Source organism: Microvirga sp. Mcv34 (genome assembly GCF_024519725.1).
In the GTDB taxonomy this organism is placed as follows: domain Bacteria; phylum Pseudomonadota; class Alphaproteobacteria; order Rhizobiales; family Beijerinckiaceae; genus Microvirga.
This window is the reverse complement of the sequence record NZ_JALJRK010000015.1, coordinates 70,297-96,608: the sequence shown is the minus strand read 5'-3', so window position 1 is coordinate 96,608 and position 26,312 is coordinate 70,297. Positions and strand designations below refer to the sequence as shown.

21 protein-coding genes are annotated in these 26,312 nt (G+C 64.0%); 14 read left to right on the top strand and 7 right to left on the bottom strand.

The genetic code is table 11. The annotated features are described in order from the left end of the window. Positions 1 to 344: 344 nt before the first annotated feature. From maiA to hmgA, 3 genes are read right to left on the bottom strand one after another with little or no spacing between them, the layout of a single operon-like run. On the bottom strand, positions 345 to 980 hold the full coding sequence (gene maiA, locus OC446_RS10875) for a maleylacetoacetate isomerase (RefSeq protein WP_262029043.1): 636 nt from the start codon (positions 978 to 980) through the stop codon (positions 345 to 347). A gap of 10 nt (positions 981 to 990) precedes the next feature. Further along, a complete protein-coding gene (gene fahA, locus OC446_RS10870) occupies positions 991 to 2,298 on the bottom strand; it encodes a fumarylacetoacetase (protein ID WP_262029049.1) in 1,308 nt (435 codons plus the stop codon). Between the two features lie 8 nt (positions 2,299 to 2,306). After that, positions 2,307 to 3,665: a homogentisate 1,2-dioxygenase gene (gene hmgA, locus OC446_RS10865; protein ID WP_262029042.1), complete on the bottom strand. Its 1,359-nt coding sequence runs from the start codon at positions 3,663 to 3,665 to the stop codon at positions 2,307 to 2,309. Positions 3,666 to 3,724: 59 nt separating this feature from the next. On the opposite strand from hmgA, the gene OC446_RS10860 reads away from it, so the two are divergent. Beyond that, positions 3,725 to 4,159 (top strand): MarR family winged helix-turn-helix transcriptional regulator, encoded by a 435-nt coding sequence (locus tag OC446_RS10860; RefSeq protein WP_262029041.1) that lies wholly within the window; start codon positions 3,725 to 3,727, stop codon positions 4,157 to 4,159. 12 nt (positions 4,160 to 4,171) lie between these two features. Here OC446_RS10860 and OC446_RS10855 read toward each other — a convergent pair whose 3' ends face one another. Together OC446_RS10855 and OC446_RS10850 are read right to left on the bottom strand one after the other, a co-directional pair. After that, positions 4,172 to 4,771 (bottom strand): hypothetical protein, encoded by a 600-nt coding sequence (locus OC446_RS10855; protein WP_262029040.1) that lies wholly within the window; start codon positions 4,769 to 4,771, stop codon positions 4,172 to 4,174. A gap of 247 nt (positions 4,772 to 5,018) precedes the next feature. Continuing rightward, positions 5,019 to 5,573, bottom strand: coding sequence for a winged helix DNA-binding protein (locus OC446_RS10850; protein WP_262029039.1), 555 nt, complete (start codon positions 5,571 to 5,573; stop codon positions 5,019 to 5,021). A gap of 327 nt (positions 5,574 to 5,900) precedes the next feature. Here OC446_RS10850 and OC446_RS10845 point away from each other — a divergent pair, with 327 nt between their 5' ends. The 13 genes from OC446_RS10845 to OC446_RS10785 all read left to right on the top strand — a co-directional run bounded on the left by OC446_RS10845 (position 5,901) and on the right by OC446_RS10785 (position 23,566). Next, positions 5,901 to 7,622, top strand: coding sequence for a type I secretion system permease/ATPase (locus tag OC446_RS10845; RefSeq protein WP_262029038.1), 1,722 nt, complete (start codon positions 5,901 to 5,903; stop codon positions 7,620 to 7,622). After that, positions 7,619 to 9,007, top strand: a complete 1,389-nt coding sequence (locus tag OC446_RS10840) for an HlyD family type I secretion periplasmic adaptor subunit (protein WP_262029037.1) — start codon at positions 7,619 to 7,621, stop codon at positions 9,005 to 9,007. The genes OC446_RS10845 and OC446_RS10840 overlap by 4 nt, the downstream gene beginning before the upstream one ends. Positions 9,008 to 9,350: 343 nt before the next feature. After that, complete coding sequence (locus OC446_RS10835) at positions 9,351 to 10,091, top strand: calcium-binding protein (RefSeq protein ID WP_262029036.1); 741 nt, start codon at positions 9,351 to 9,353, stop codon at positions 10,089 to 10,091. Between the two features lie 89 nt (positions 10,092 to 10,180). After that, entirely contained in the window at positions 10,181 to 12,400 is a 2,220-nt protein-coding gene (locus tag OC446_RS10830) for a glycosyltransferase (protein ID WP_262029035.1), read from the top strand. After that, positions 12,397 to 13,233 carry a class I SAM-dependent methyltransferase gene (locus OC446_RS10825; protein WP_262029034.1) on the top strand — a complete coding sequence of 279 codons (837 nt, stop codon included), beginning with the start codon at positions 12,397 to 12,399 and terminating at the stop codon, positions 13,231 to 13,233. The genes OC446_RS10830 and OC446_RS10825 overlap by 4 nt, the downstream gene beginning before the upstream one ends. Beyond that, the gene (locus tag OC446_RS10820; RefSeq protein WP_262029033.1) at positions 13,230 to 14,516 is read left to right on the top strand and encodes a glycosyltransferase family 4 protein; all 1,287 of its coding nucleotides are present in this window, start codon (positions 13,230 to 13,232) and stop codon (positions 14,514 to 14,516) included. Before OC446_RS10825 ends, OC446_RS10820 begins: the two co-directional genes overlap by 4 nt. Continuing rightward, the gene (locus OC446_RS10815) at positions 14,513 to 15,274 is read left to right on the top strand and encodes a hypothetical protein (RefSeq protein WP_262029032.1); all 762 of its coding nucleotides are present in this window, start codon (positions 14,513 to 14,515) and stop codon (positions 15,272 to 15,274) included. The genes OC446_RS10820 and OC446_RS10815 overlap by 4 nt, the downstream gene beginning before the upstream one ends. A 53-nt stretch (positions 15,275 to 15,327) precedes the next feature. Continuing rightward, positions 15,328 to 17,514 carry a glycosyltransferase family 2 protein gene (locus OC446_RS10810; RefSeq protein WP_262029031.1) on the top strand — a complete coding sequence of 729 codons (2,187 nt, stop codon included), beginning with the start codon at positions 15,328 to 15,330 and terminating at the stop codon, positions 17,512 to 17,514. A gap of 7 nt (positions 17,515 to 17,521) precedes the next feature. Then, positions 17,522 to 18,829: a glycosyltransferase family 4 protein gene (locus OC446_RS10805; protein WP_262029030.1), complete on the top strand. Its 1,308-nt coding sequence runs from the start codon at positions 17,522 to 17,524 to the stop codon at positions 18,827 to 18,829. Positions 18,830 to 18,865: 36 nt separating this feature from the next. Continuing rightward, on the top strand, positions 18,866 to 20,053 hold the full coding sequence (locus OC446_RS10800; protein WP_262029029.1) for a polysaccharide pyruvyl transferase family protein: 1,188 nt from the start codon (positions 18,866 to 18,868) through the stop codon (positions 20,051 to 20,053). An 82-nt stretch (positions 20,054 to 20,135) separates the two neighbouring features. Continuing rightward, positions 20,136 to 21,131, top strand: a complete 996-nt coding sequence (gene galE, locus OC446_RS10795) for a UDP-glucose 4-epimerase GalE (protein ID WP_262029028.1) — start codon at positions 20,136 to 20,138, stop codon at positions 21,129 to 21,131. Positions 21,132 to 21,166: 35 nt separating this feature from the next. Then, on the top strand, positions 21,167 to 22,393 hold the full coding sequence (locus tag OC446_RS10790) for a polysaccharide pyruvyl transferase family protein (protein WP_262029027.1): 1,227 nt from the start codon (positions 21,167 to 21,169) through the stop codon (positions 22,391 to 22,393). A 63-nt stretch (positions 22,394 to 22,456) separates the two neighbouring features. After that, a complete protein-coding gene (locus tag OC446_RS10785; RefSeq protein ID WP_262029026.1) occupies positions 22,457 to 23,566 on the top strand; it encodes a hypothetical protein in 1,110 nt (369 codons plus the stop codon). 8 nt (positions 23,567 to 23,574) lie between these two features. On the opposite strand, the gene OC446_RS10780 is transcribed toward OC446_RS10785, so the two are convergent. Then, positions 23,575 to 24,795, bottom strand: coding sequence for a glycoside hydrolase (locus tag OC446_RS10780; RefSeq protein WP_262029025.1), 1,221 nt, complete (start codon positions 24,793 to 24,795; stop codon positions 23,575 to 23,577). Between the two features lie 19 nt (positions 24,796 to 24,814). Next, positions 24,815 to 26,128, bottom strand: coding sequence for a family 1 glycosylhydrolase (locus OC446_RS10775; protein WP_262029024.1), 1,314 nt, complete (start codon positions 26,126 to 26,128; stop codon positions 24,815 to 24,817). Between the last annotated feature and the right edge of the window lie 184 nt (positions 26,129 to 26,312).

Sequence of the window (26,312 nt, the reverse complement as noted above, 5' to 3'; positions counted from 1 at the left end):
TTGCGACGCCTCGCGAGCGCGCCCCTCGTCGGATCAGGCTGTGCAATGATATAGCCAAGGTTGAAGCATCTGTCAAGAACAAAATAAGAACATTCCAGCGCGTAACCAACCTGAGCCCTCATCCTGAGGAGCGAAGCGTCTCGAAGGACGAGGGCGCCCCCCGTGCTCTCTGGACGATCCTTCGAGACGGCGCTGCGCGCCTCCTCAGGATGAGGTCGGAGGGTTGGGGAGAGATGGCGCGGAGGGCCGGGACTGATCCCCGGATCAAGTCCGGGGACGGCCATGACGGGGCGGGCGCCGTTCCGGTAGCGACGCTGAAATACCGTCGACCGGAATTCCGAAAATTACTCCGCATCCGGCTGAGCGGATGGATGCGCTTTCCTGAAAGCCTCGTGCTCGCCCGCAAGCTTCTCGACGCGCAGGATGCGCGGATAGGCTTCCAGCGGCACGTTGAACCGTCGCGCCGCGTAGAGCTGCGGCACCAGATAGACATCGGCCATGCCGGGCGCGGGCCCGAAGCAGAATCCCTCGTCACCGATCAGCGCCTCGACGGCGGCAAGCCCCTGCCCCACCCATGCGGCGATCCAGGCCGCCACCTCCTGCTCCGAACGCTCGAAGTTCTTCCTCAGGTGGTTGAGCGGACCGACATTGTGCAGAGGATGGATGTCGCAGCCGATGATCGCCGCGACGGCGCGGACCTTCGCCCGCTGGACGAGATCGGACGGAAGCAGCGCGGGGTTCGGATAGGCCTCCTCCAGATATTCCAGGATGGCCGGGGATTGGGTGATGACATTCTGCGCATCGAGGGCAAGAGCCGGCACGCGTCCTTGCGGGTTGATGGCGCGATAGGCGGGCGCGTTCTGCTCGCCGCCATTGCGGACGAGATGCACGAAAGCCTGCTCGGCCTCGATGTTCTTCAAGGCCAAGGCGATGCGCACGCGATAGGAGGAGGTGGACCTCCAATAGGTATAGAGCTTCATGGAGGAAACCTCAGAGAGCAGGCAGGATCACGGCCCGGCATTCGCCGAAGCCGATGGGAGCGGAGCCCTCGCGGCGGCCGCGGGCGCGCAGGATCACCTCGTCCCCGTCCTCCAGGAACCGCCTTTCCTCGCCGGAGGCGAGCACGACCGGGTCCTTGCCGCCCAGCGTCGTCTCCAGGATGCTGCCGCAACTCTCCCGGTCGGGACCCGAGATCGTTCCCGTGCCGATGAGATCGCCCGGCTGAAGATTGCAGCCGTTGCTGGTGTGGTGCGTGATCATCTGCGCCACGGTCCAGTACATGTGACGCGCATTGGACAAGGCGAGCCGGTGCGGCGGCAGGCCCTTCTCCCGCAAGCCCGGTGTGTGGAGCAGGACTTCGAGTTCGAGGTCGAATGCGCCTTCCTTCCGGTCGGTGTCGTCCGTCAGATACGGCAACGGTGCGGGATCGCCCTCGGGCCGCTGCGGCTGGGGCATGCGGAACGGCGCGAGCGCTTCCGGCGTGACGATCCAGGCCGAGATCGTGCTGGCGAAATTCTTGGCCAGGAACGGACCCAGGGGCTGGTATTCCCAGGCCTGGATGTCGCGCGCAGACCAGTCGTTCAGCAGGCAGTAGCCGCCGACATGGCGGGGCGCCTCATCGATGCGGATCGGCTCGCCGAGGTCGTTGCCGGGGCCGACCCAGACTCCGAGTTCCAGCTCGTAGTCGAGCCGCTGGCTCGGACCGAAACCCGGAGCCGCGGCATCCGCGGGCTTCGCCTGACCGCGCGGCCGGCGCACCGGCACGCCGGACGGGCGAATGGACGATGCCCGGCCGTGATAGCCGATGGGAACGTATTTGTAATTCGGCAGCAGGGGATTGTCGGGGCGGAACTGCTTGCCGACATTGGTGGCGTGGTGAATGCCGACGTAGAAGTCGGTGTAGTCGCCGATGCGCGCCGGCAGGTGCATCGTGCATTCGGCCGCGTCATGCAGGCAGGCCTCGACCTTGTCCTGTTCGGGACTGCCCTGCGCGAGAAGCTCCGACAGGCGCGTGCGCAACGCCTGCCGCGCGCCGGCGCCAAGCGCCAGGAACCGGTTGAGCGCAGAACCGGACGCGGCCTCCGCCGCCTTGGCGGCCTCGCCGGTGAAGAGGCCGGCCGCGAGAGCCGCGGGCAAATCGAGGATCCTGTCGCCGATGGCCACCCCTCCTCGCGGCGCGCTGTCGCCGGGGCTGAAGACCCCCAGCGGCAGGTTCTGGATCGGGAAGTCCGGGTGGCCGTTGGCCGAGAGCACGAAGCTTTGGCGCTTCGGGTCATGGGTCTGGTCGAGCACTATCAAAACCCCTGTCAACGTTGGTTCGGGTTGAAGTGCTTCTTCAGCTTGTGGCCGTAGGAAGCGTAGTCCTTCTGCAGCGACTCGGTGCCTGCCGCGAACGCCGTCACCTTCTGCGGGAAGCGCGTCTCGAACATGAAGGCGAGCGTGCCTTCGAGCCGGTGCGGCTTCAGCTCCACGTTGCTGGCCTTCTCGAACGCATCCATGTCGGGCCCATGCGGCAGCATGGTGTTGTGGAGCGACATGCCGCCCGGCACGAATCCGCCGCCGGTCTTGGCGTCGTAGACGCCGTAGATCAGGCCCATGAATTCGCTCATCACGTTCATGTGGTACCACGGCGGCCGGAAGGTGTTCTCCGCGACGAGCCAGCGGTCCGGGAAGATCACGAAGTCGATGTTGGCGGTGCCGGGCGTCTCCGACGGCGAGGTCAGCACCGTGAAGATCGACGGGTCGGCGTGATCGTACAGGATCGGCCCGACGGGCGAATAGCGCCGCAGGTCGTACTTGTAGGGCGCATAGTTGCCGTGCCACGCCACCACGTCGAGCGGCGAGTGATCCATATCGGCGACCCAGAGCGATCCGCCCCACTTCACGTACATCTTGGAGGGCGCGTCCTTGTCCTCGTAGGCCGCCACGGGCGTGAGGAAGTCGCGCGGATTGGCCAGGCAATTGGCCCCGATGGGCCCGCGCTCGGGCAGCGTGAAGGCGCCGCCGTAATTCTCGCAGAAATATCCGCGCGCCGGCCCGTTCGGCAGCTCGACCCGGATCTTCACGCCGCGCGGGATCACGGCGATCTCGCCCGGCTCGATGTCGATGATGCCAAATTCCGTCCACAGCCGGACGTTGCCCTGCTGCGGCACGAACAGCATCTCGCCGTCGGCATTGTAGAAGTACTCGTCCACCATCGAACGGGTGATGAGATAGACATGGGCGCCCATGCCGGCTTGGCTGCCCGCATCGCCCGCCGTGGTGATGGTGCGGACGCCTTCCAGGAACGAGACGCTCTCCTCGGGCAGCGGGATGGGGCTCCAGCGCATGGGAGCGATCGGCACCTCCACCTCGGCCGCGGGGGCGGTCCGCCACAGGCCGATATCGGCCTTTTGGAACTCGCCCCAATGGGTCACGGTCGGACGGATGCGGTAGAGCCAGGAGCGCTCGTTGGTGGTGCGCGGCGCCGTGAAGGGCGAGCCGGAAAGCTGCTCGGCATAGAGGCCGTAGGAGCATTTCTGCGGCGAGTTGCGGCCGATGGGGAGCGCGCCCGGCAGCGCCTCGGTCTCGAAGCCGTTGCCGAAACCCGACATGTAGCCGGGCTGGATGGCGCTCTCGAGCCGATCGACGGCTTGGCCTTTGAGGGATGGATTCTGGACATTCATGGTCGTGACCTCCACAATTGGTCGCGACTGTAACTGTCTATTTTGTAACCAACAACGCCATGGCCAAACTCCAGCTCGAACACTTCCTGCCCTACCGGCTCAACCGGATCGCCTCGGCGGTGTCACAGGATTTCCGCTCCGTCTATGGGCCCCATCACGACCTGACGATCCCGGAATGGCGGGTGCTGGCGACCCTCGGGCAATTCGAGGAAATGAGCGCCAAGGCCATCGGCCGGCACTCGGCCATGCACAAGACCAAGGTGAGCCGGGCCGTCCGCGACCTGGAGGAGAGGCGCTGGCTCAAGCGCCGCGAGAGCGAGGAGGACAGGCGAGAGGAAATCCTGACCCTCACGGAACTCGGCCGGAAGGTCTATCGGGATATCGTTCCCAAGGCCGTGGCGTTCGAGCGCCGCATCCTGGACGAGCTCGGCCCGGGGGCCAAGCCGTTCCTGGATGCGCTGGAGCGGCTCGAAGAGATCTTCAGCGCGCGCTGATCCGGCGCGGCCTCACAGGCCGGCGACGACCTGACGGATGTCCCGGCCTTCGACGAAGGCTTCGAGCGTCGCTCCGAGTGTCCCGACGTCTTTCAGGTAGGGAAACGTGTTATGCCCCGTTTCCAGTTCGACCACATCGGTCTGCGGGAACGTGCCCAACTGGCTTGCGACATCCATGTCGAAGGCATTCTGCCGGCCGACGAGGATCGTGATGGCGCTTCCGGCATTGGCGGACAAAACGGGCGTCAGATCTCCGCATTCGACCGGCGTCTCCTTCAGATGCCGGACGCTCAGGCTGCCCGGCATGTTCAGGACATATTCCGGGGCAGACGCCAGGATGCGGTCGGCCCCAATCGTGACGCCGATGCCCAGGGCCGGGAAACCTCCCATCGAATGCCCCAGGCACAGGATCTCGTGGTCGGCGAAGTCCGACCTCACATCCCGAAGGAATGCGAGGAGACCCGTATAGGAGGATGCAACTCCCGGAATCCCCGTCTGGTACCAGGCGTTCCGGCCGGGGTTCAGGAAAAGCTTCTTGCAGTCCACGTGACGCAGGAAGCTCGAATGCGAGCGCGTTCCAAGTTTCTGGTCGATGTAAGCAAAAACAATCAAAAGCTTCTTACGGTCAGATTCAGGTTCGAAAATAACATGGTCCGAATTTCGGATGAAAATGGATTCGGTTCGATTCAGCTCTTGCAGCATTCCAGGATCGATCCTCTGCAATACGTATCGCCTGTTGTCGGCATCTATCTTATTCCTAGCGTTACCTTTGGCTTCTCGTCCGCAGACGAGCGATCCTTCGAGCGACCGCCGGAACGCCCTGCATCAAGCTGGATGAGGGTGTCGCGGTGCGACCGGATCACTCATCCGAGCCCATGTCGCGATAGCGGACGGCATTGCTCCATGTCTGCTCGATGCGCTTCAGCGTCCGGAATGTCGTCTCCAGGTCGCGCATCTCGGCTTCGTTGCGCGCCACGAGCTGCTGATAGGTCTTGTCGTTGCGCCGGATCATGTCGCAGAGGGCGCGCCCCTTATCCGACAGGCGAATGCGGGCGGACCGGCGATCCCGTTCCGACGCCGTGCGGATGACATATTCGGCCTCGACGAGCCGCTTGAGACTGTAGGACGCGTTCGACCCGAGATAGTAGCCGCGCTCAATTAGGTCGCGAACCGACAGTTCGCTCGACCCGATCGTGAACAGCATCATCACCTGGGAGGGGCTCAGATCGTCGATCCCGGCCTCGATCAGGTCGGCCCGTACGAGGTCGAGCGAGCGCCGGTGCAATCTCTCGATCACACGAACGATTTCGATATGGCTGATGCCTGACGGCTCCGCCTGGGGCGTCTCGGGCCCGTCTGCACGGCTCACGAGCACATCACTCCGGCGATAGAGGGCCTGCAGCGTTGCAGGCACTTGGGCGTCCAGCTCGTCCTGTGAGACGATCCAAGGCAAGGAGTTCGATATATTTTGCACATTATACCCCATTATGGACTAATTAAATTAGTTCGAAACTCGAACTAATTTAATAATTCTCTTAGCATTGGCGACTTACCCAAGAATTGATCTAAACAACCTTGGATAGCCCTTACTGTTGTTTCCTCTGCCAGAGCCTTTTATTGTTAGGCGAATCATACTTTATGGGTAGACGTTCTACCATCGGTGTTTCATAAATCCCTTCGAATATCTTTTAGGCAAAATTGAGATCTGCCGCATCATTGCCTCTTTTGGAGCCATCCCTGCATGAGCAAAACGGCTAATTCGGAAGCCGCCGATATCCTCCACCAGGGGCGCAAGGCCTTTGGGACCGGTGTGGCCTACGCGGCCGCCCTGAGTGCCGTCATCAACGTGCTTCAGTTGATCGTCCCTCTCTTCATGCTGCAGGTTCATGACCGTGTCGTGAACAGCCAGAGCACGGACACCCTGATCATGCTGATCATCGTCTCCGCCATCGGCCTCGCGATCTACTGCATCCTCGATTACGTGCGCGCCCTCACCTACCAGGTGATGGCGAGCAAGCTCGTCAGGAAGCTGAACCTCCCGGTCCTGGAAGCCGCGATCTCCGCCTCCGTGACGAAGGGCATCTCCAAGTCCAGTCAGGCGATCCGCGACCTCAACGACATCCGGTCGTTCATCGTCGGAAGTGCGATCAGCGTCCCGCTGGAAGCCTTCTGGGCTCCCATCTTCCTCTGCGTCCTGTTCGCCCTCCATTGGCTCTACGGCCTGGTGGCGCTGGTCTCAGCCACCATCATCATCTCCTTGAGCCTGTTGTCCGACTTCCTGACGCGCAGAGCCATGAAGCGCGCCAATGAATCGTCGTTGCAGAACATCAGCGAAATCGGCGGCACCCTTCGTCACGCCGAAGCGATCGAGGCCATGGGCATGCTCCCGGCCCTGTCGGAGCGGTGGCGGCATTCCCAGCTGCACACGCAGGATCTCCTGGACGTCGTGACGCGCCGGAGCCGCGCCATGGCGTCGTTCACCCGAACCTGCCGGTATGCCATGCAGATCACCGTCCTGTCGGTCGGAGCCATCCTGGTCATCAAGCAGGAAGTGAGCCCGGGCTCGATGGTGGCATCGAGCATCATCATGGGCCGCATGCTGCTGCCCTTCGACTCCATGGTCGACGGCTGGCGGCAATGGGTGCTGGCGATTTCGGCCTGGAAGAACGTGAGCGATCTCATCGAGCATCAGGCTCCCAAGCGCGAGACCAAGCCGACGCCGCGATCCCAGGGCGACCTCACGGTCGACCGGCTGGTCTATGCTCCGCCCGGTTCCGACGTGCCCGTGCTCAAGGGGATCTCGTTCACATTGTCACCGGGCGAAGTGCTCGGCATCGTGGGGCCTTCTGCGGCCGGCAAATCCACCCTCGCCCGCGCGCTGATCGGCGTGACCAAGCCCACATCCGGCGGTGTCTACCTCGACGGCAACAACGTCTATCTCTGGGAGCGCGGCTCGTTCGGCGACATGGTCGGCTACCTGCCGCAGAGCGTTTCGCTCCTCGACGGGACGATCCGCGACAACATCGCCCGGATGCGTGATTCCGACCCACGGCTCGTCCTGGAGGCAGCGCGCCTCGCCGATGTTCATGAGATGATCGGCCGCCTGCCGCTCGGATACGACACGCCCCTGGGCGACGGCGGCCTCGCCCTGTCCGGCGGCCAGCGCCAGCGGATCGGATTGGCGCGGGCGATCTACGGCAGGCCGCGCCTGGTCGTGCTCGACGAGCCCAATTCCAATCTCGACACGGACGGCGAGAGGGCTCTCGTGCGCACCATCGAGGCCCTGCGCGCCGACGGCGCCATCATCATCCTGATCGCGCACCGCCCGTCCGTCATGCAGGCGGCCGACAAGCTCATGGTGCTCCAGGAGGGCAGGATCAGCCAGTTCGGCCCGCGCACATCCGTCGTGAGCTCCATCACCCCCGGCGAGAAGCCGATTGCCGCCGTGAAAGGAAGCGCATGAGAAAGCGTTCTGAGATCATGGAACGAAAGCCGTCCATGCCGGCGACCTATGCGACCGTGCATGTCGAAGCCACGAGAGATCGCTTGCCGCCCCGGGATCCGGGCGAGCCGTCCTATCGCGGACCGGTGATCGCCGGTCTGGCGACGATCTTCCTCGGCCTCGGCGGCCTCACCACATGGGCCTTCTCGGCGCATCTGGACAGCGCCGCGATTGCCACGGCCACCGTCGTGGTCGATTCCAAGCGCAAGACCATCAGCCATCTCGAAGGCGGCATCCTCAAGACCCTGCTGGCTCATGAGGGCGAGGTGGTAAAGGCCGGGCAGCCGCTGCTGCGTCTCGACGACACGCGGGCGAAGGCCGAGCTCGAGCAGCTTCGCTCGAGACGGCTCGGCCTCGAGGCGCGGCTCGTGCGTCTGCGCGCCGAGCAGGCCGGGCTGAACGACCTCACCTTTCCGGATGCCCTGCTCCAGGCGGGCGGGCCAACGGCCGAGGACATCCTGAGCGCCGAAAGAAAGTACTTCACGGCGCGGCGCGAGATGTTCGAACGGCGCGTCGACATCCAGCGCAAGACCATCGCCCAGCAGGTGGCGGAACTCGAAGCCGTGAAGTCTCAGACCGAGGCGAATACCCGGCAGGCGGAACTGCTCGACCGGGAGCTCAAGGCCATCGCAGGCCTCGTCGAGAAGGGTTACGCGCCGCGTCCGCGCCTCACGGAAATGCAGACGCGCGAAAGTCAGCTCAAGGGCAATGCCGGCGAATTGCTGTCCCGCAAGGCGAAAGCCGAACAGGCCAAGGCAGCGGCGGAGCTGGAGATCCTTTCCCTCGGCAACGACTTCCAGCAGCAGGTCGCATCGGACATCCAGACCGCCCAGCTCGAACTCGCCGATACGGTCGGGCGGATCGATGCCGCCACCGACATTCTGCGACGCGTCGAGATCGTCTCCCCGGAGAAGGGCATCGTGACCAACATCCGCTCCCATACCCTCGGCAGCGTCATCGGCGCCGGCCAGCCCATCCTCGACATCGTGCCGGAGAACGAGCCGCTCATCGTCGAGGCCAAGATCGGCCTGCGCGACGTCGATTCGGTTCGCGTCGGCGCGCCGGTTCAGATCCGGCTGACCGCCTATAACAGCCGCAGCACGCCGCCTCTCGCGGGAAAGCTGACTTATCTCTCGGCCGATCAGCAGATGGACGACCGCAACAACTATGCCTACTTCGTCGCACGCGCCGAGATCGCGCCGGAAAGCCTCAAGGCGAATTCCAAGGTCACTCTCTATCCAGGCATGCCGGCCGAAGTCCTGATCGTCAACAAACCCCGGCGCGCCGTCGACTACCTGCTCGCCCCCATCACCGAAAGCTTCGACCGCGCATTCCGGGAGGAATGATCCGAAGCCCTTCAGAAGCGCTCCCTTTCAATGGCCTTTCGGCCGTGGGCGACCGCACGCAACACATAGTTCGAATTTCGAAACAAATCGAATTAATTCACGAAATACATTCAAATAAATTAAATACAATATTGTCTTATATATAATAGTAATTTGATGTCGAATGAAAATACTACTTTAGGATTTACAAGTACTTCTTGGTGATTTACTTAGTGTTCGCCGGGACATTCTCGATATAAGCACATCCCGGAAATCTCCTTGCGCAAATAGCGCTTCATTTTGGCTCGAACATGCAACCGGGTGCGTCGCGGCTTGCCCGGTGCCGACAACAAGGATGAGAGATATGGCGACTATTGGTGGTGGAGCCTCAAGCGACGTCTTGCACGGTACCCACGGTCCGGATGTGATCTTCGGAAACGGTGGCGACGACCTGATCTTCGGCGGCGCCGACAGCGACGCACTCTCCGGCGGAGCTGGAGCGGACACGCTTTTCGGCGGCAACGGCGATGATTGGCTCTCCGGTGGAGCCGATGACGACGTTCTGTTCGGCGGCAACGGCGCCGACGTGATCCAGGGCGATGCCGGAAACGACATCCTGTTCGGCGGCAACGGGGATGACATCCTGCTCGGCGGCGCCGGAGACGATTATCTGCGCGGCGGAAACGGCAATGACGTCCTCCTCGGCGGCGACGGGAACGATGTTCTCGAAGGCGGTTCCGGCGACGACATCCTCCAAGGCGGTGCCGGCGACGACATCCTGCGCGGCGGATCGGGCGACGACATCCTGGACGGCGGCGCAGGCGACGACATCCTTCAAGGTGGCGCCGGTCGCGACACCTTCGTGTTCAGCGGCGGCGGCGGCAACGACGTCATCCTCGACTTCAAAGCCGGCCAGGACATCCTGCAGATCTCCAAGGGGATCAACGGGACCGATATCGCTTCGGCGGAAGACCTTGCGAGCCGCGTCCACCAGGTGGGACACAACACGATCGTTGATCTCGGCAACGGCGATACGGTCACCCTTGTGAACGTGAACGCCGACGACATCAACAACAACCCGAGCGACTACTTCTCGGTTCACTGATCGGCCTCTGCGAAAAGTGGATGCCGCAGACGCTTCTGCGGCATCCCACAAGGACAGATGGAGACGAAAAAGCGATGGCGGATCTTGCCATGCTCACCTCAACAGCCGACGATCTCGCCACGCCCAAAGTGGCCTCGATCGGGCGCGACGTGGTTCTGCTCACCTGGGACGTGCCACACGCCGAGCGGGGCTCGCCCCAAAGCCTCAAGAGCAACGGCGAAGACATCTGGCCGTCCGCATCGCTGCGTCTCTCCCTGCCCGGCGGCGGAGCACGCCTCTTCTGGGTCTTCCAGCGCCCTAGCCATGAGCGATCGGATCTTGCTCTCCGCATCGAAACGCGCAGCCTCGGCACGTCCGTCACCATCAATCACGATGCGGCACCTGCGCCGGCGGATGCCGAGGACTTGATCGACGGCATCGACAGCCCCGGTCGCGTGGCCCTCGCGTCGGCCCTGTTCAACGTGTGGGGCGCGATGTTCCGCTTGCGTCGGGACAGGATCTTCATCGACCTCCTCGACGATCTTCTCTCGCGGATGGCCCCATCGCCCGGACAGGCGGTCGCCATCGCGCAGATCGCCGATGATTTCGTCCTGGCGCGGACATCGCTCGTCACAGGATTCGGCAAGATCGACGCGATCTATACGTTCGGCAGGAACGGACCGACGCGCATCCCGGCGCTCCCCCACAGAATTCGCAATGGCAAGGATGGGCGGGATGTCGTTCATCTTCTGATCGATCGCTCGCTCATTCCCACCGACGCCCCCCTTCTCATTCTGATCGGCCCCGGAGGCCTGTCCGTCCGACGACTGCTCAAGCCGGACGCACGGCTCCCCACCATCGAACGCTGGTTCCACGAGCAGGCGCAGGCAGCACCTGGACTGCGCGAGCACGTTCTGAGGGAGATCGCCGAACGTTCGGCCGCAGGGCCCGCCTATGCTCTCGAGTTGCAATTGCGGTCGCCCCTGCGCCCTCGCCGCTTGTCGAGCAGCCTCACGGCTCCGTCGGCCGAGATCGTCTCCGCCCTGGCGACATCCGCAGGGACTTTAGTCACGGGATGGTATCGCGACCCGGTCAATCTCTTCGCAGGAATCGAGATCGGCAGCGCGGAGAACGAGCCGCGGGATCTCACGAAGGAGCTTTTCACGTTTCCGGTCGAGGTCGCCGGGCCGGCGACAGGATCCCGCCTCGGAGCCACAGGATTCGCGGTTCTGGCCCCCACCAGTACGGGCGCGGCGCAGAACCTGCAGCCGCGCTTTCATCTGCGCCTGAAATCAGGCGCGCGGCATGCGCTCGTGCCGCGCCCGCAACCCGCCGACCCGTCCGAGGCTCGCGCCATGGCCCTGCGGGCCATCCCGGCGCAGCACGTGGATCAAACCGTTCTGGCCCAGGTCCTGCGCCCGGCCATCGCCGATCTTCACGCGCAGGTCCGCCATCGCATCGGCCATCCCACGATCCGCAGGATCGGCGTCTCTCCGCAGCGCCCGAAAGCGTCGATGATCATTCCGCTGTATCGGAACCTGGAGTTCCTTCGCTTCCAGATCGCCGCCTTCGCGGCCGATCCATGGATTCGCGCGAATGCGGAGCTCATCTACGTGCTCGATTCCCCCGAGCAGGCCCAGGAGGTCGAGCATCTCCTGGGAGGCCTTCATCTCATCTACGGTCTTCCGGTCATTCTCGTCGTCATGGAGAGAAACGGCGGTTATGCGCGCGCCAACAATGTGGGCGCATCCGTCGCCCAGGGCGACGTTCTGGCCTTGGTGAATTCCGACATCATCCCCGTAGCCTCTGGATGGCTCGAAGCCATGGCTACGCGGTTGAACGGCCGTCGCCGGATCGGTGCCGTCGGGCCGAAGCTGCTGTTCGAGGACGGATCGATCCAGCACGCGGGCATGTACTTCTCGCAGGATCATCGCGGCTACTGGCTCAACCAGCATTTTCACAAAGGCATGCCGCGCGATTATGCACCGGCCTGCGAGGAGCGCGTCGTTCCCGCTGTGACCGGCGCCTGCATCGTCACCACGCGATCCTTGTTCGAATCCGTTGGTGGCTTCACGGAGGATTATGTGGTCGGAGATTACGAAGACAGCGATCTCTGCCTCAAAATAACCATGACGGAGCGCAAGATCGCGTACGTCCCCGACATCGAACTCTACCACCTCGAACGGCGGTCGATGTCTCTCAACGCCGAGTACATGCGCGGGATCGCCTGGCAGTACAATTGCGCTCTTCACACCGAGCGCTGGCGCGATGTCATGATTGCCGCGATGCAGACCGGACGTCCTCGCAAAGGAAGGAATGTCGCCATATGAATGCGCAGTTCGATCTCACGAACGCCTCGCATGCCCAGAGCCTCGATCCGAATGCGGACGCGATCCTGCAGCATCTGATGGAACGGATCAGGCAGGATGTTTCCCTCCCGGCACCTCCGCCGGAGAACGTCTTCGTGGGCGATGGCGACTATCGCGCGATCGGCGCCGAATATCTCGGCCACTTCGTTCGCATCGGCGGGCTTCAGCCTTCCGACTCGGTGCTCGACATCGGTTGCGGCATCGGACGAATGGCCGTTCCGCTGACGCAGTACCTCGATCCCGAGAAAGCCCAGTACGAGGGCATCGATCCCGTGAATGCGGGCATCGAGTGGTGCGTGCAGAACATTACGGCGGCCTACCCGAACTTCCGGTTCTGCCGCGTGGATGTGGCCCACGAATTGTACAACCCGGGCGGAGCGATTGCAGGCCATGAGATCGTGCTGCCCTTCTCCGACGCCAAGTTCGACTTCATCACGATGGTGTCCGTCGCGACCCATCTGCCGGAAGCGGAGATTGCCGCCTACGCACGGGAGGTCATGCGTCTGCTGAGGCCCGGCGGGCGTCTGTTCCTGACCGCCTTCGTGGTCGCCGCGGGAGATCCGGACAGGCAGGCTGCCCGTCCGCGCTTCACGCGGGGAAAAAATCCCGGCACGTGGTACGGCGATCCTCTGGCACCGCTCGGCGCCATCGGCTTCGATGCGGGAATCATCGAAGACGTTCTCAAGAAGGCCGGCCTTCAGATCCGCCGCCTGAGCCTCGGCCATTGGCGTGGCATCGAGAGCGCCCACTACCAGGATGTCATCATCGCCGTGAAGCCGGAGTCGATCGCGTGACAACCCGCGTTCTGGTCGTTGCCCACAATCATCCGGATTTCCATCCCGGCGGGACGGAAATCCTCGCCCATGATCTGTTCCGCGAGTACCGCTCGCGCCCGGACGTGGAAGCCCTGTTCCTCGCGGCGACGAACAACCTTCATCGCGGACAAAGGCCGGGAACGAGCTTCCAGTCACCCGGAGGCGCGCCGGACGAAGTCGTCATGTGGTGCGGGCATTTCGACCAGTTCAACCTGAGCCAGATCGACGCTTACGGCGTCGTGCCTCATCTCGTCAGTCTGCTCGAGGACTTCCGCCCCGACATCGTCCACATCCACCATGTCCTGCTCATGGGCGTGGAGTTCATCGCATTGGTGCGCCGCATTCTTCCGAATGCCCGCATCGTCATGACGCTCCACGACTACTTCCCCATCTGCGCCCATGACGGGTTGATGATGCGGACATCGGGCAAGGAACGTTGCGACCGCGCGTCTCCCCATCGCTGCAACGGATGCTTCCCGGACATCGCGGCAGACCGCTTTCTTTTGCGCGAGACGTATATCCGGACCCATCTCGAACAGGTTCACCGTTTCATCGCTCCCAGCCGCTTCCTCAAGGAGCGGTTCGTGAGCTGGGGCCTCCCGTCCGGTTCGATCGAGATCGTCCCGAATGGTCGCCCTGCCGTTGTGCCGTCCGCGCACCGAGCGGCTCCGTCGGGCCGGCGGTCCGTGTTCGGATATTTCGGCAATCTCAACCCCTGGAAGGGCATTCCCGTTCTCCTCAAGGCGGCTCAGCGCCTCATCGCTGACGGCATCGAGGATTTCGAGCTTCGCCTGCATGGCGGCGCGCCGTTCCAGGCCAAGGAGTTCGTCGAGAAGATCGACACTCTTCTCTCGGAAACGGAACCTCAGGTCGTCCGGCTCGGCCCCTACGGGCGCGAGGACATTGCGGGCCTGATGGCGGCCGTCGACTGGGTGGTGGTGCCGTCGATCTGGTGGGAGAACGCTCCCCTGGTGATCCAGGAGGCGTTCGCGCATCGACGTCCTGTCATCGCCAGTGGGATCGGGGGAATGGCAGAAGCCGTCCGGGACGGGATCGACGGACTGCATGTCCGCCCCGACGACCCGTCCCTGCTCGCCCGCACCATGCGGCAGGCCATCGAGACACCCGATCTCTGGGAGACGCTGGTGAGCGGGATCACGCCGCCGGACGACATGACGACCGTCGCGGATCGTCACCTCTCTCTCTACCGCAGCCTCCTCAAAGGCGCCGACATCATTGAACTGAAGGCGAATGCGGCATGAGCACAGCACAGTCAAAGAATGCAGTGGCCGTACCGGCGGGTCCGCAGCTCCAGGGCCGCGTCGATGCCATCGAAGGACGGCGCCTGTTCGGATGGGTCTGGGATCGCGCCCGGCCGACGGAGCGTCTGCTCGTTCGGATCACCCTGAACGGAAAGAACCTCGCATCGACCACGGCCGACATGCCGCGCGTCGACCTGCGCCGCAACGGGATCGGCGACGGCGGCTACGCCTTCGAGATCGAGCTACCCGACAATGCCGGCCAAGGTACGGCAGACCTTTCGGTCATCGCAATCTCCCCGTCGACCGGCGAGGAACTCGTCCTGCAGGCTCCGAGCCAGGACGAGCGCGCGGCCGAGGCTGCGATCAACGCGCCGCTGAACCGGGTGTTCGATCGGCTCGAACTGCTCATCGAAGCACAACGCCGTTCGCAGATCCTGCAGCGCGAAGCCGTCGAGAGCCTTCGCGGAACCTCGACGCAGATCAACGAGATCGTTGCCGAGGAGAACGGCATCGCGGCGGCACTCGACGTCGTCCGGGCCAATCAGACAGACCTCGCCCAGAAGATCTCCGACATCGAAGTCTTCCACATGCGCTTCGACCGTGTCCTGGCGGATTTCGGAAAGCAGATCGATAACCTCGGATCCTCCGTCGACCGCCCGATGCGAAGAGCCGTCACGCTCCTGATCGCGTTCGGAGGCATTTCCGCCGTGAGCGCCATCGTGGCGCTCGTCGTCCTCCTTCGCCATCCTCCCTGGTAGCCTCGCCTCTCGAAGCGCGCGGAAACGGTCATCGAACGGAATTCAGGTCTTCCATGCAGTACAATACGCAACCCTTGGACATGCGCGAACTGCCCCTCGACGGCGAGAGCGCTCTCGTCACCCCGATCGGCGATGACCTTGCGCTGATCGCCGGCGTGGCAGACACCATGACCGATCAGGTCGAGACGTTGCTCAACGGCGATCCGTCCATGTCCATGAAGGCCGATACCTTCAGCTGGGCCCGCAAGGACGCGCCTGCGGATGCCGCGACGGGGTTCGTCGCCATCGTGCCGATCCGCCTCGCCGCCAAGGTCCGCCTGCGCTCGGTTGTGATGCGGCGCAGCGGGCCGCCGATCCGCTACACCCTCGTCAAGCCGGCGGTTCCGCTCGCCACGCTGATTCGTATCATCTCCGCCGATGCGGGGGATCGCTCGTCCGTCATCATCGACCGCATCGTTCATGCCCTGCTCGGCGGCAAGACCAGCCAGAAGCGGTTGGAAGCCGCCGTTTCGGTGCTCGGCGCCGCCGGCCCGACGGATGGCTGGATCGAGGTCATCGGCTCGATCGACACGGGCCAAGTGTTTCTTCAGGGCTGGGCCACCGACCTTCCGTGCGACCGGATCCGCGTCCTTGCGGCCCACGACGGGCTCACGGCCGGCGAGGTCAAGTCGGCATCGGTTCCCCGCAACGACCTGGGCGATCAGGGCAAGGGCTTCGTGGGCCTGCTCGACACGGGAGCCTCCGCGATCGATCCCGGCAAGCTCAAGAAGCTGTTCTTTCGTGGACGGGACGGGTGGCGGAGCCTCGAAGTCTATGAGCGCCGCGTTCTTCTGTCCCCGACCGACGTTCCCGCGCACATCCGGGACGGCCTGGTCCGCGCGAATGCGAACCCCGACACGATGCTGACGCTCCGGCGAGCCGGAGAGCGGTTCGACGGCCGCGATACCGTTTCGGATCTCAAACTGCCGGTTCGCCTCGGCATGGACATGGTGGCGGAAATTCCCGGCGGCGGGATGCTGGTGGCCGGCTGGATGCTCGATCCGGAAGGCCATGTGGATTCCCTCACCCTGCGCGTCGGCGCGACGCAGCAGCGGATCGACGAGACCTGGACCCGCCTGCCGCGGTCCGACGTCTCGTCGGCGTTCCAGCACAACAGCCTCTTCGCCGGACGCCTCGACCCGGCCCGCAACGATCACGGCTTCCTGGCCTTCGTGCCCGGCCCGTCGACGGCCGCGGACGGACCGGTCTATTTCGAAATGGCTGCTGGCGACAATGTCGCGTTCTATCCTCTCACGCCGCTACGCGGCATGTCCCGCCGATCCCTTGAGCGGCTCATCTCGCCTCTCGATCCGCGGACGGCGGCGGCCGGAGCCGCCATCGAGCGACATATCGGTCCCATGATGCAGGCCATGGCCGCGCCCGCGCCGGCTGTCACGGAAATCAGCGACTTCGGTTTCGTCGACAGTGAGACCGGCCGGGCTCTGGTGATCGGAGCCGGAATCGACGTCGAGGAAGCGGCCGTGACCTTGTCCCTTCTTGCGCTCGACGCCGAGACGAGGGATATGCCGATCATCGTGGCCGCGCCCCTGGAGGCCTTCGACAGCATCGCCCCGGAGGCGGAACGGATCTCGCGCTTCTACGGCATCAAGGTGCGGGTGATCGGCGCGACGGGCGTGCAGGATGCCTGCGACGCGTTCGAGGCCGCCATTCAGGCGACGAAGGCGGAAACGCTGATCTTTCTCGCCGCCGGCGTTCTGCCCCGGCAGGCCGGGTGGATCTCGTCGCTGGAGCGCGCCTATCGCAATCGCGGCGGCAAAGCGATGATCAGCCCCACGATCCTCTACGAGGACAATTCCATCCGCTTCGCGGGAACCTGGCTCGACCAGGAGGAGCAGAAACTCGTCGACCGCTATATAGGCTATCCGCGTGACGTGGTGCGCGGATCGCAGCCGACGGAGGTCATCGCCGGATCGCTCTCGTGCTGCATCGTCTCGCGCGAATCCATCGCGTCGGTCGGCGGCTTCACGCGCTCTTATCTGGGCGCCGGCGAGAAGGGGCGCGACCTCTGCCTCAAGATGAGGCTCGGAGGAACGCCCGCCGTCTGGCTCCCCGATGTCGAGATGATCTCAGCCGACAACGATGTCGGCCCTTCGACATTCCCCGCGCACCGCCTGGCCCAGAAAGTCGATCGCTGGAGCTTCGACCGCAAGTGGTCGCTCCTCATCAACAACATGAGGTAGTGAAAGCATGTCCAATCCCTCTCCCCGTGTCCTCATCGTCTCTCACGGCCATCCGAGCTTCTCCCTCGGGGGCGCCGAGATCGCCGCGTATAACCTGCACAAGGGCCTCAACCGGATCGGCAACGTCGAATCCCGTTTCCTCGCTCGCGTCGGCCACCCGGTCGCGCGGCACAGCCGGACGGCTCTGATGAGCCTCCGGCAGACCGAGGGCGAGTTCCTCTATCATGCGGACGAATACGATCACTTCCTCCTCTCGAACCGGAACACGGAGGAGATCGAGCGCGACTTCCTTCGCGTCCTGAAGGACCTGAGACCCGACGTCGTCCACTTCCACCACTTCATCGGCCTGGGTCTCGAAATGATCTATGCCGTCCGTCGGGCGCTCCCCGATTGCGTGATCGTCATCACGTTCCATGAGTTCCTGTCGATCTGCAGCCATCACGGGCAGATGGTGAAGACCGGCGGCACGAAACTCTGCGACCGGGCCTCTCCGTCGGATTGCAACGCCTGCTTCCCGGAGATCTCCCCGGCACGCTTCCTACGCCGCGAGCATTTCATCCGCGGTCTCCTCGACGTGGCCGACTTCTTCGTGTCGCCGAGCCAGTTCCTTGTCGACCGCTATGTGGATTGGGGCCTGGATCGATCCCGTTTCATCGTCATCGAGAACGGCCTCGACATCGCCGAGACCGCGCCGCCGCGCAGCCTGCCCCAGCGGGGAGGCCGGCGGTCCCGGTTCGGCTATTTCGGCCAGATCACGCAGTTCAAGGGCGTCGACGTGCTGCTCGATGCGGTCACGTGCATTCCGGATGCGGTCTGGGGCGACGATGCCCAGCTGATGATCTTCGGCGGCAACCTGGAGCGGCAGCCGGAGGCGTTCCAGGACAAGATCAAGAAACTCGTGGAGCGCGCCGGACCGCGGGTCCGGTTCTACGGTTCGTACCAGAACAGCGAGATGCCGCGCCTCATGCGCTCCATCGACTGGACGATCATTCCCTCCATCTGGTGGGAGAACTCGCCGATCGTAATCCAGGAATCCTTCCATCATGGCCGTCCCATGATCTGCAGCAATATCGGCGGCATGGCCGAGAAGATCGTCGACGGCGTCAACGGGCTGCATTTCCGCGTCGGTTCGTCCCAGGATCTCGTCGACCGCATGACCGAGGCCCTGACGACCCCGAAACTGTGGAGCGACCTGCGCGCAGGCATCGGCCAGCCGATCACCTACGAGGAATGCGCCCGGATTCATCTCGATCTTTACCAGGACCTTGCCGCGAAGAAGGCGACAAGCGCGTCAACGGTCGCGCTGACGGCCTAGTCGCCACGCAGCAGAACAACAGTCGGAGGCACCATCATGAAGCGTATTCTCGTCATCAGCCCTTCGGGCGAAGTCTACAACCACGACAATGTCCGCTGGTACCGGCACAAGGATGTCCAGCGCAGCATCAACCATTACCACAACATCGGTGACGCCTTCGTCTTCGACTCATCGTTGAAGCTTCTGAACTACGACAAGCTCGATGCGCTGGAGATCGCCAACCCGGACCTGACCCAGATCGACCGGATCAATGCCGAGTACGATTACGTGTTCCTGCGCGGCTCGAACTATGTCCACAAGGACATGGTCTGGAACCAGGCGGTCGACGTCCTCAAGAAGCTCAAGATCCCGGTCATCGCCTGGGGCATCGGCGCCCAGGCGCCGGTCAAGGGCAAGATCGAATTGTCGGAGGAAACCAAGACCGTCCTTCGCATGATGGCCGATTCCACCACTTCCATCGGCGTGCGCGGCGCCTATTCGGCGCAGGTACTCTGGGATCTCGGGATCAAGAACATCCGCATCGTCGGATGTCCGACCGCGTTCCGCCGCAACAATCCTGACCTGAACATTCAGCTGCCGCCCCTGGAGAGCATCCGGACGGCCGGCATCACGGTCCGCCGCGAGGTGTCGTCCACCTATGCCCGCGACATCCAGCAATACCTGACGTTCCATCGTGATCTCGTGAAAAGCCTGGCGGCCCGGTTCGACGTGGTGCTGATGGCGCAGGGCGAGGTCGAGGAAAAGAAGATCGTCCTCGGCACGGCCGAGCAGCGGGAAGAGGCGTTCAAGGCCCTGCGCGCCGACAAGCAGGTCAACGACTGGTATCTCGACGACACCATGGAGAAGCTCCACCGGGAGAGGCTGTTCTACTCCGACGTGGTGGCCGATTACGAGGATCTCGTGCAGCAGAAGGACCTGGTCCTCGGATACCGGCTCCACGGCAACCTGATGGCGCTCGCGAACGGCGTTCCGTCGATCTACTTCACCTATGACAGCCGCACCGTCGAATTCGCCGAGACCTACCAGATCCCGAGTTTCGACGTCTTCTCGGGCAAGGAGTTCAGGCTCGAGGATTACTGGGACCAGTCGCTCTTCGACAGGTTCAACCGCGCCTATCATCACACCTACCGCGAGATGCATCAGTTCCTGGTCGAGAACGGGGCGGATACGAAGATGCAGCCCGTGATGCGGCAGGGCGAAGTCAGGCAGTTGAAGGCCGCCTGATCGGCCCACATCGGGGATGCCGGCCGTCGTCCGGCGTCCCATTCATGTCTCATCACGTCACAGCAAGGAACGAGGGACGATCATGACTGTGTTGGTCACGGGGGGCGCCGGTTACATCGGAAGCCATATGGTTCTGGCATTGGTCGATGCCGGCAGGGACGTGGTGGTCCTGGACGATCTCAGCACCGGGTTCGACTGGATGGTCCATCCGGCCGCGACCCTGATCGAGGGCGATGTGGGTGACGAGACTCTGGTGGCGGAGATCATCCGCAAGCATTCCATCAAGGCGATCGCGCATTTCGCGGGCTCGATCGTCGTTCCGGAATCCGTCACCGATCCGTTGAAGTACTACCTGAACAACACGGTCAGGACGCGCTCGCTCATCAGCGCGGCAGTGCAGAACGGCGTCGAGCAGTTCCTCTTCTCCTCGACCGCCGCCGTCTATGGCGACGCCAGGGAGAGCCCGATTTCCGAGAGCGCGCCGCTCAACCCGGTCTCGCCCTATGGCACGTCGAAGCTCATGACCGAGATGATGCTGAGGGATGTGGCGCGCGCCCATCCCCTGCGCTTCGTGGCTCTCCGCTACTTCAACGTCGCGGGCGCCGACCCACAGGGCCGTAGCGGCCAGAGCACGCGCCACGCGACGCATCTCATCAAGGTCGCGACCCAGGCAGCCCTGGGCGAGAGATCCCACATCGACATCTTCGGCACCGATTATCCCACGCCCGACGGCACCTGCCTGCGCGACTACATCCACGTGTCCGACCTGGCCCATGCCCACATGCTCGCGCTCGATTACCTCGATGCGGGCGGCAACAGCACCGTGTTCAATTGCGGCTATGGGCGCGGATACTCGGTGCACGAGGTCGTCGAGGCCGTGAAGCGGGTTTCGGGCGTCGATTTCCCCGTGAACCTGTCGCCTCGGCGAGCAGGCGATCCCGCCACGCTGATCGCAAGCGCCGACCGAATTCGCGAGACCTTGAACTGGTCTCCCAAACTCGACGACCTCGAGGCGATCATCCGCCACGCCCTGTCCTGGGAAAACAGCCTGAAGCTGCGCCGCGCGGAAGCTGCTTAATCCCGGACGACACCTGATTTCAGAATGGATTTCATATGCTCGACGAAATGACCATGGACAAGCCGCTCAGCCAGCCCGCCCCCGCGCCGAAGGCTCCCGCCAAGCCCCTGCGGGTCGCGATTCTGTGGAAGTATCCGTCCCTCGGGCTCTACTCGAACGCCGCGTTCGAGGATCTCTACAACGGGATCGGCCACAACAACGGCAATCTGGCCTTCGTCTATGCCATCGCCAGCCACATCTCCAACCCGGTCAAGTTCTTCAGCTGGAGCGCATCGGCCGAGAGCCTGAAGGAGAATGCCGACATCATCGTCATCCCGTGCGCCAACCAGCTGGGACGCCACACGGATTACGGCACCATGGCGGACAACCTGGAGAAGTCGGGGCTGCCGATCGTCGCCATCGGGCTCGGCGCCCAGGCGGACAGCTACGATCAGGATATCCAGCTGACCGACGGCACCCGTCGCTGGGCCCAGGTCATTGCGCGCTCCAATCCGTCTTCGGCGGGCTCCAACATCTACACGCGCGGCGCGTTCACCACCTCGCAGCTCGACAAGCTCGATATCCACGGCTCGATTGCCGGTGGCTGCCCTTCGTATTTCACAAACCCGAATCCGGGCCTCGGCCAGAAGATCCACAAGCAATGGTCGGACCTCGCGCTGCCGCGCTCCATCTCGGTCGCCGCGGGTCACCAGGCGTGGCTGAAAACCCGGGAGATCGAGCATCAGCTGATCGGCCTCATGATGGACCCGATGTATCCGGGCCAGTATGTGGTTCAATCGATGGGAGAGATGATCCGCGTCTCGCGGGAGATCTTCGACGAGATCGACCCGCATGCGCTGAAGGAAATCCACAACCACACCGTTCCGCATTACACCTTCGAGGAATTCAAGGCTTGGTGCCGGAACTACGTCCGTTCCTTCTACGACGTCCCGGCCTGGATGGACACGCTGCGCCGTCATGACCTCACCATCGGCTCCAGATACCATGGCGTCGCCCTGGCCCTTCAGGCGGAACGCATGGGCCTGACGGTCACCATCGATTCCCGCACCCGGGAGCTCTGCGAGAACACGGGCGTCCCGCATGTTGCCGCGACCGACCTGACCGCGCCGCTCACCCGCGCCAGCCTGAAGAAGATGATCCAGTTCGATCCGGACGCCTATGACAGACATCGGAGTGCGGCAGCCTCGCGCTATCTGGACTTTCTCACCGCAAACAGGCTTCAGCCGGCCCCCTTCCTGCGCCGGATTGCGACCGGCACCTGAGCTGGCGTTCGCACGATGAGGATGAGATGCTGGAACGCCCTCGCATGGCCGGCGCTTCTGCTCATGATGATGAGCAGGGCCGTGCTCGCGGGCGAACCGCTTCACGTCTCGGTCTCTCCCGAGCCCGAGGTGGTCTACAGCTATGAGCGGCAGCGCTGCGACTGGCGCACGATCCCCGATTCGCCCGCAAGGGCCTATCGGCGCCAGGACGGGTCCGTTGCTCTGATCGCGGCGCATTTCCGGAACAGGGTTCTGCAGGGTTCGAGCTTCGACGATCTGCGCACGGATTGCTCCATCGTCTTCCAGGGCGAGGAATCGGCGGACCCCGCAGCGCTCAATGACCGGTTCTGGGTCCAAAGCCTCATCCCGCTCGAAGACGGCCGTGTTCTCGGCTTGGCGAGCCAGGAATTCTCCGGGCTCCGCCATGACGGCCTCTGCGCCAAGGGCCCCGGCAGGCCGGAATGCTGGTATCTCTCGCTCGTGGCCCTGGAGGCGAACGAGCGGGATTTCTCCTTCAAGCTCCTGCCCCGCGAGCGGCGCCTCGTCGCCGGGTCGAACAAGCGCTTCGACACGAACACCAAGGCCGCGGGCTTCCTCACCCTCTCGAATACCGTGTTCGATGACGAGCACGCCTATTTCATCGCCTGGACGGAGGATGCCGCCGAACCGGCCGGGCGTGGGAACTGCCTATTCCGCGCCCCGCGATCCGATCTCGTGACCGGCTGGCGGATGATGAACGCGGGCCGCTTCGTTCCTCCGCCGAACCCCTACCCGGTCGATGGGCAGCAGCCCGTTCAGGCCACCTGCGATCGGCTCGGGAACGGCGACATGACCGGCAAGGTGCGGTCCCTTGTCCGGCTCGAATCCAGGAACCTCTGGATGGTCGTCTGGTCAACGCGGGTAGACGACACCAGTGGCGTCTATTATGCGACCTCGCCGGACCTGCGGAACTGGTCGCCGGCCGCCCTGCTCGCTCCATTCGACCCGCCCTGGGGCACCACGGAGAAGAAGGCCTATTACGACTATCCCTCGATCATCGATCACGACAGTCCGTCGCCGGTGTTCCAGACGGCCGGAAGCACGTTCTACCTCTACCTGACCCGCTTCAACTGGCAGACGAAGCGCCCGACCATGAACAGGGACCTGGTCCGCTTCAAGGTCACCGTGAACTGACGGAATTGTCACTCGGCCGCGACCGCACCGGCCACGCGCCTGGGGCGAACGGTGGTCTTTCCCGTGTGTGAGCGGGCAACGATCCTGCGATGGAGCTCGTCCACGTGGCGGACGGATTGCAGAGCCGTGAGCATCGGTTCGCAGATCAGCCGCTCTCCGTCGGGGTCCCGGTGGCAGACAGGGTCCCAGAGCCCCATAGGGGTCCAGATCTCCGGGTCGTGCCATTCCGGCATGCCCAGGATCGGGTAGAGGCACACTCCGCGCAGGGGCACCCCGTCCTGAAGCAGGTCCTCCGCCTCCTGCGCCACCTCCCGCAGCCAGCGTCCGCGGCTGTCGCCGATATGGCTGGTTTCGGTGATCATCACCTCGCCGCCATAGCGCTCCCACACCGAGCGGACGAGGGAACCCAGAGGCCAGCGGCGGGGATCCTCGTCCGCCAGCGGCGGGATGACCCCATCGGCCTGCGGAATCCCGCCCCATTCCCACTGGTTGGTCCAGTAATAGTTGATCCCCACCACGTCCAAATGCCTGCGGCTGCCGCCGAGCTCCGGCAGCAGGCGGCCGCAGAGCATGTCCCAGCTCTGGAAGACGAGACGGTCGTTGAAGTCCCTCGCCTCGTCTTCGAGTTCCGGTCGATCCGGGGGCGTGGCCACGCGGCAGAGGGGATCGACATTGACCATGCGGGCGCTGGGACAGGCCGCCCACAAGGCGTTGATGCCCTCGATGGCCGCACGGGACAGGGCCACCTTGAGGTCCCAGCCGCGCCCCGTGACATGGGGGGCGAACAGGCCCTTCTCGCCGGCCGCATAGGACAGGAACGAGGGCTCGTTCACCGGCGTGAAGGCGCAGACGCCCTCCGTCCGCCGGGCGATGTAGCGCCCGACCGCGTAGCAGTAATCGGCAAAGCGCCTGGGAAAGTCCTCGCTCCACAGGTCGAGACTCTTCGGATAGCCGTAATGGAAGAGATCCCACACGACTTCCACCTTGTGGCGGCGAGATGCCTCGACAAAGGGCTCCACCGTGGAGAAGTCGTAGCGTCCACGCCCGAGGTCCACCAAAGGCCAGCGGATCGTTTCCCTAACGGCATGGATGTCAAGCCGGGCCAATTGCCGATAATCCTCGTCCACGGTCCTGTCATGTCCGGTCGCCACGACCTGGTCGAACCAATGGCCGTGCCGGTTGTAGCCTGTGGAGCCCTCGAAACCCGCGAGAAAGAAGCTTCTGAACATCCCGCTCTCCCCTTCCGCCTCAAAGCGCCGCCGCGGCGCGGGATGGGGCTTGGGAGAGCATGCCGACGCTCTCGGCCCCGCCTTGCACCAGGCGCCGGTAGACATCCACCCCCGCGGTCCTGACCCGCCGCAGCGGATCGGCCTCGTCCGGGACGATGTCCCACAACCCCATCTGGGCCAGATGCTCGGTCACGGGGCGCTGCCCCTGGCGGTAGGCCCATGTCACAAGCGCGAACATCGGCCACCAGGTATATCCGACCAATGGGATGCCATCTTCGCGCAGCTGCCGGGTGGCCGCGACCGACGCATCGAGCCAGTCGAGCCGGCGGCGTAGCGACCCCATCGAGGCCGTCTCCGAGATCATGAGCGGCGCCCCATAGCGCTCGTAGTAGAGCGGCCCGAGACGGGTGATGAGATCGGCGCCGGCATAGGGCATGCGGATCCGGAAGCGCCCTCCCACATCCCGCAGCAGCTTCTTCTGCGTGAACATCGGGTAGAGGTTCATGCCGATGACCGGCAGCGCCACCGCATTGTCCTGAAAGTAAGCGAGATCGGCCTCCCGCGCGCCGTTCTTCAAGAGCCAGGCCCAGAGGGAATGGCGCTCGTCGACCCGCCCCGAGACGAGATCGAGGGCGAGGAAGACGATGTCCTGACGGCGCCGGGCCTCGCCCTCGAAGGCCGGGTCGTCGGTATCGAACAGGTCCGTCGCATCGACGAAATACGGCACGATCTCGGGGTCGACGCTCTCCAGGGCCTTGACGGTTTCGACCATGCCTTTGGCAATAGCCAGCATCAGCGCCACGAAGCCGGGCCAGCTGCGCCGGAACGGCGGCCACCAGCCGAGGCGCCCGCAATACCAGCCCGTGATGCGCGGCTCGTTGAGAGGGGTATACCAGGTGATCCGGCCGCGAAAGCGCTCGGCGAGGCGGGCCGCGTAATCGGACACAAGCTTCGGATAGTCGGGATGAAGGAAGGCGTCCTCGATCCAGGCGGGCAATCCGTAATGCACGAGGTCGACCTGGGGATCGACGCCGAGGTCGAGCAGCCGCCCCAGAGTCTCGTCCGGGAATGTCCAATCCCATGTCGTCGGCGTGGGCTGGATGCGATGCCAGGGGACGCCGTAGCGGGCGCAGGGCACGCCGAGTTCGGCCACGAGGCCCAGATCGTCACGCCAGCGGTCGTAATGGCCGGTCAGCTCGTACTCGTCGAGAATCCGTCCCGTGACCGGGTGCGGGGCCGTGATGAAGGTATCCTCGATCCCGGTGGACCACCAGAACGCATCCGGGTCGGTGAGGCGATGAAGACGGGAACGAGGTGGCAGCGCTTGGGTCATGCCGAGGCCATCCCTTGAGCGTCAGTGCTTCCACTGCAGCACAGCGGTGAGGCCGCAGGCGAACCTCGGCCGTCATGTGATCCAAGTGAAGGAACGGCTAACCTAAGGGAAGGTTTCATCGCAGGACGCCCGTGAGAACCTCCTCGGCCCTCATGCGTTGGTCGGGAACGAGGGGTGAGCCTGC